The organism is Cellulosimicrobium cellulans, from assembly GCF_042723955.1.
GTDB classification, from domain to species: Bacteria; Actinomycetota; Actinomycetes; order Actinomycetales; family Cellulomonadaceae; genus Cellulosimicrobium; species Cellulosimicrobium cellulans_H.
Window position 1 is genome coordinate 1 of record NZ_JBHXIC010000027.1, and the last position, 4,715, is coordinate 4,715.

The window sequence follows — 4,715 nt, forward strand, 5'->3', positions numbered from 1 at the left end:
GGGGTTTCCGCCCCCCCCCCCCCCCCCCGGGGCCCCACCCCGGGGTCGGGGCCGCGCGCCGGCGACCCGCACCGCCGGGTTCGACGTCGCGACGTCGACCGGCGCTCGTGGTCGCACCGTCCGTGGCGAGCGGCCGCGGTCGACGCCGCCGGTGCGGGCGCTCGCGAAGAAGCTCGGCGTGCGCATCGACCGTGTGGAGGGTTCGGGCGCGGACGGTCTCATCACACGCGAGGACGTCCTCGCGGCGGTGAGCTGCCACCGCGACGTCGTGCGGCAGCCGCGCGACGTGCACGGCACGCTCACCGCGACGGCCGCCACCCCGTCGTCTCCCGGCTCGGCGGGCGCCGGTACCGACGCCCGGGCCGGGCTCGAGCCCGAGGTCGTGCCGGTGCGAGGGGTGCGCAAGCACACCGCGGCGGCGATGGTGTCGAGCGCGTTCACGGCGCCGCACGCGACGGTGTTCCTCACGGTCGACGTGACGCGCAGCGTCGAGCTCCTGGAGCGGCTGCGGACCCACCGCCTCGCGCGCGGCGCGCGGATCACCGTGCTGGCGCTCGCGGCCCGCGCGCTCTGCCTCGCGCTGCCCCGCCACCCCGCGCTCAACAGCGCGTGGCACGACCTCCCGGACGGCTCCGCGGAGATCGTGCGGCACCGGCGGGTTCACCTGGGCATCGCGGTCGCGACCGACCGAGGACTTGTCGTGCCGCACGTGCCCGACGCGCAGGACCTCGACCTGCCCGACCTCGCCGCCGCGCTCACGGACCTCACGGTCACGGCGCGCGACGGCCGGACGACGCCCGAGCGCCTCACGGGCGGGACGATCTCGATCACCAACGTCGGGGTGTTCGGCGTCGACGCGGGCACGCCGATCCTCGTGCCGGGCGAGGCGGCGATCCTCGGCCTGGGTGCGGTGCGGCGTCGGCCCTGGGAGCACGACGGCGAGGTCGCGCTGCGCGACGTCGTCACCCTGAGCCTGTCGTTCGACCACCGCGTGGTCGACGGCGAGCAGGGTGCGCGCTTCCTCGCCGACCTCGGCGCGCTGCTCGAGGACCCCGCGCTCGCGCTCCTCGCGGGTGGCTCGGCCCCGTCGGGAGGCTCCGCGCCCGGGCGAACCCTGGATTCCTCCCCAGGATCGGCCGCGAGTGGGGAGCGATCCCGGGCTCGGCAGGGAGGGGTGACCGGATGACGGTCCTGACGAGCGCCGTCGACCCCGGGTCGGAGACGGCCCGGGCGAACGACGCCGCGCAGCGGGCGCTCGCGGACGAGCTGCGCGAGCGCACGGAGAGCGTCGCGCACGGGGGCCCGGCGTCGTCGCGCGACCGGCACGTGGCGCGCGGCAAGCTGCTGCCGCGCGACCGCGTCGACCGCCTGCTCGACGAGGGCAGCCCGTTCCTCGAGATCGCGCCGCTCGCCGGGTACGGCGTGGACGACGGCGCGTGGCCCGCGGCGGGCGTCGTCGCCGGGATCGGGGTGGTGAGCGGTCGGCAGGTCATGGTCGTGTGCAACGACGCGACCGTGAAGGGCGGGACGTACCACCCGCTCACGGTGAAGAAGCACCTCCGCGCGCAGGAGATCGCGCTGGAGAACCGGCTGCCTTGCGTCTACCTCGTCGACTCGGGCGGCGCGTTCCTGCCCCGGCAGGCCGAGGTGTTCCCGGACCGCGACCACTTCGGCCGGATCTTCTACCACCAGGCGCGGCTCTCGGCGGCGGGGATCCCGCAGATCTCCGCGGTGCTCGGCTCGTGCACGGCGGGCGGGGCGTACGTGCCCGCGATGAGCGACGAGACGGTCATCGTGCGCGAGCAGGGCACGATCTTCCTCGGCGGACCCCCGCTCGTGAAGGCCGCGATCGGCGAGGTCGTGACGGCCGAGGAGCTCGGCGGCGGCGAGCTGCACGCGCGCCGCAGCGGTGTCGTCGACCACCTCGCCGACGACGACGAGGACGCGCTCGACACGGTGCGCCGCATCGTCGCGACGCTCCCGCCCGACCCGGCGCCCGCGTGGGACGTCGCGCCGAGCGAGCCGCCCGCCGTCGGGCACGACGACGCCCGGGTGCCCGGGCAGGGCACGGCGAGCCGGTCCGGCGAAGGTCTGTACAGTGCCGTCCCGACCGATGTACAAGCGCCGTACGACCCGCGCGAGATCGTCGCGCGGCTCGTCGACGGCAGCCGGTTCGACGAGTTCAAGCGGGAGTACGGCGACACGCTCGTCGCCGGGTTCGCGCGGATCCACGGGCACCCGGTGGGCATCCTCGCGAACCAGGGCGTGCTGTTCGGGGCGTCGGCGCTCAAGGGGGCGCACTTCATCGAGCTGTGCGACCAGCGGGGGATCCCGCTGCTGTTCCTGCAGAACATCTCCGGCTTCATGGTCGGCACCGACGCCGAGGCCGGCGGGATCGCGAAGGACGGCGCCAAGATGGTCACGGCCGTCGCGACGACGCGCGTCCCGAAGCTCACCGTGATCGTCGGCGGGTCGTTCGGCGCGGGCAACTACTCGATGTGCGGGCGGGCGTACTCGCCGCGCCTCCTGTGGTCGTGGCCCGCGAGCCGCATCTCCGTCATGGGCGGTCCGCAGGCCGCGTCCGTCTTGTCCACCGTCAAGCGCGACCAGCTCACCGCGCGCGGCGAGACGTGGGACCCCGACGAGGAGGCCGCGTTCTCCGCCGGCATCCGCGCCGACTACGACGAGCACGGCAGCCCCTACTACGCGACCGCGCGCCTGTGGGACGACGGCGTGATCGACCCCGCCGACACGCGCCGCGTGCTCGGCCTCGCCCTCGGCGTGTGCGCGCGCACGCCCCTCGCCGAGACCTGGACCGGTGACCGGTTCGGCCTCTTCCGGATGTGAGCCGATGACCCCCGACACCCCCCACGACGCGACCGCCCGGCCGACCGGGGGGCCCGGGTTGCGCACGGTCCTCGTCGCGAACCGCGGCGAGATCGCGTGCCGCGTGACCGGCACGCTGCGCCGCCTCGGCGTGCGGTCCGTCGCCGTCTTCTCCGACGCCGACGCCGACGCGCGCCACGTGCGCGAGGCCGACGTCGCGGTCCGGCTCGGGCCCGCGCCGGCTGTGCAGAGCTACCTCGACGTCGACGCCGTCGTCGCCGCGGCCGTCGCGACCGGGGCCGAGGCGGTCCACCCCGGCTACGGCTTCCTCTCGGAGAACCCGGCGCTGGCCCAGGCGTGCGAGCGCGCCGGGATCGCGTTCGTCGGACCCGGCGTCGACGCGCTCGAGGCGATGGCCGACAAGCTCGCCGCCAAGCGCATCGTCGGCGCGCGGGGCGTGCCGGTCGTGCCGGGGGCGGGCGAGCCCGGGATGTCCGACGACGACCTCGTCGCCGCCGCGGGCACGGTCGGGTTCCCGCTGCTCGTCAAGCCGTCCGCAGGGGGCGGGGGCAAGGGGATGGTCGTCGTGCGCGCGGCCGACGACCTGCCGGGTGCGCTCGCGTCGGCGCGCCGGGTCGCCGCGTCGTCGTTCGGCGACGACACGCTCCTGCTCGAGCGCCTCGTCGAGGCGCCGCGCCACATCGAGGTGCAGGTGCTCGCCGACGCGCACGGGACCGTCGTCCACCTCGGTGAGCGGGAGTGCTCGCTCCAGCGCCGCCACCAGAAGGTCGTCGAGGAGGCACCCTCGCCCCTCCTCACTCCCGCGCAGCGCGCCCGGATGGGGGAGGCCGCGTGCGAGGTCGCACGGTCGGTCGGGTACGTCGGCGCCGGGACGGTCGAGTTCCTCGTCCCCGCAGGGAGCCCCGACGAGTTCTTCTTCATCGAGATGAACACACGTCTCCAGGTCGAGCACCCCGTCACCGAGATGGTCACGGGCCTCGACCTCGTCGAGCTCCAGCTCCGCGTCGCGGCGGGCGAGCCGCTCGGCCTGACCCAGGACGACGTCGTGCTCCGCGGCCACGCCGTCGAGGCGCGCCTCTACGCCGAGTCGCCCGAGCGCGGGTTCCTCCCCGCGACCGGGACCGTCCTCGTGTACGACGACGACGGCGTCCCCGCCGGGCCCGGTGCCTCGCCGCTGCGCCTCGACTCAGGGATCCGCGCCGGTGCCGTGGTGGGCGGTCACTACGACCCCATGCTCGCGAAGGCCGTCGCGTGGGGATCGACGCGCGAGGACGCCGTCGACCGGCTGGACGGGCTGCTCGCGCGGACAGTCGTGCTGGGGGTCGAGACGAATACGGCGTTCCTGCGGGGGTTGCTGGCCGATCCCGACGTGCGCGCCGGGCGGCTCGACACGGGCCTGATCGACCGGCTCGTTTCGTCGGGGTCGGGGTCGGGGTCTCCGGTCCGGTCCGGCGAGGGGCCGGGGGGTGTGCGCGCCGTCTACCATCCGCGCCCTCGTTCCTCGGGCGCTCCCGCCAGACCCAGCCACGACGGCGCGCACACCCCCCGCCCCCTCACCTCGGTGGTCGGCTCGCCTTCCGGCCACGACGGTGCACACACCCCCCGCGCCCTCACCTCGGTGGTCGGTCCGTCTTCCGAGCACGACGACGTGCGTATCCGACCGCTCGCCTCGGTGGTCGGCTCGTCGGCCGACGGCGTCGCGGGGGTCGATCTTGTGGCCGCGGCGCTGTTCGTCGCTATCTCGGGCCGTGCCGAACCTGGGGTTGTCGACGCTTTTGGGGTCGAGAATGGCGACCAAAAAGCGGTGCGCGGGGGGGGGGGGGGCCGCGAGGAAGAACACAGGGGCGTGGGGGACGAGGGGGGGCTGA

Annotated in this window: 3 protein-coding genes; all 3 read left to right on the plus strand. The window is 75.4% G+C overall.

Going from position 1 to position 4,715, the window contains the following annotated elements; translation table 11 throughout:
• Nucleotides 1-178 precede the first annotated feature (178 nt).
• The gene (locus ACFWH7_RS09565; protein WP_378216276.1) at nucleotides 179-1,186 is read left to right on the plus strand and encodes a dihydrolipoamide acetyltransferase family protein; all 1,008 of its coding nucleotides are present in this window, start codon (nucleotides 179-181) and stop codon (nucleotides 1,184-1,186) included.
• Nucleotides 1,183-2,847, plus strand: coding sequence for a carboxyl transferase domain-containing protein (locus tag ACFWH7_RS09570; RefSeq protein ID WP_378216277.1), 1,665 nt, complete (start codon nucleotides 1,183-1,185; stop codon nucleotides 2,845-2,847). Before ACFWH7_RS09565 ends, ACFWH7_RS09570 begins: the two co-directional genes overlap by 4 nt.
• A gap of 4 nt (nucleotides 2,848-2,851) precedes the next feature.
• On the plus strand, nucleotides 2,852-4,715 hold a 1,864-nt coding region (locus ACFWH7_RS09575), incomplete at its 3' end, for an acetyl-CoA carboxylase biotin carboxylase subunit (protein WP_378216278.1).